This window comes from Anaerotignum neopropionicum, assembly GCF_001571775.1.
Classification (GTDB): Bacteria; Bacillota; Clostridia; order Lachnospirales; family Anaerotignaceae; genus Chakrabartyella; species Chakrabartyella neopropionicum.
This window is the reverse complement of sequence record NZ_LRVM01000029.1, coordinates 1-641: the sequence shown is the minus strand read 5'-3', so window position 1 is coordinate 641 and position 641 is coordinate 1. Positions and strand designations below refer to the sequence as shown.

General features: G+C 45.7%; 2 tRNA genes and 2 rRNA genes. All 4 read left to right on the top strand.

Annotation, left to right across the window (positions count from 1 at the left end):
• Positions 1-67 (top strand): 16S ribosomal RNA (locus CLNEO_RS15190); the annotation flags it as partial.
• Positions 68-137: 70 nt separating this feature from the next.
• Positions 138-255 (top strand): 5S ribosomal RNA (gene rrf / locus CLNEO_RS15185).
• 6 nt (positions 256-261) lie between these two features.
• Positions 262-335 (top strand) — tRNA-Ile (locus CLNEO_RS15180).
• Between the two features lie 33 nt (positions 336-368).
• A tRNA-Ala gene (locus CLNEO_RS15175) sits at positions 369-441 on the top strand.
• Positions 442-641: the final 200 nt, after the last annotated feature.

Genomic DNA, 641 nt, shown 5'->3' with positions numbered 1-641 from the left:
GCCAGTGACTGGGGTGAAGTCGTAACAAGGTAGCCGTATCGGAAGGTGCGGCTGGATCACCTCCTTTCTATGGAGTATTGGTTGTGAAGTAATCTACTGTTTAGTTTTGAAGGATTAAACCTTCAAATACACAAATCTTCGGTGATGATGCGCTTAGGGGACACACCCGTTCCCATTCCGAACACGACGGTTAAGACCTGAGCGGTCGATGATACTTGGCGGGCAGCTGCCTGGGAAAGTAGATGGTTGCCGAAGTCCTATGGGCTCATAGCTCAGCCGGTTAGAGCGCACGCCTGATAAGCGTGAGGTCGGTGGTTCGAGTCCACTTGAGCCCATTTTGTGTAATTTGGAACGGAAAAGTGAAAAAAGGGGAATTAGCTCAGCTGGGAGAGCACCTGCCTTGCAAGCAGGGGGTCACGAGTTCGAATCTCGTATTCTCCATTTACCGGCTCCAATGGGTCGGGATGCACCTTGAAAACTGAATACAAGAAAAAAGAGTCAATCGAGAAAAAATTAAATTTTTCTTTAGAAATAAATGTAATAACGTTGACAGACGATGTCAACAAACCGTAGTATCGCTACTACGAAACATTCCAAAGAACAAGCTATAGATGATTGATTTGATGAAGTGATTGAAGTGA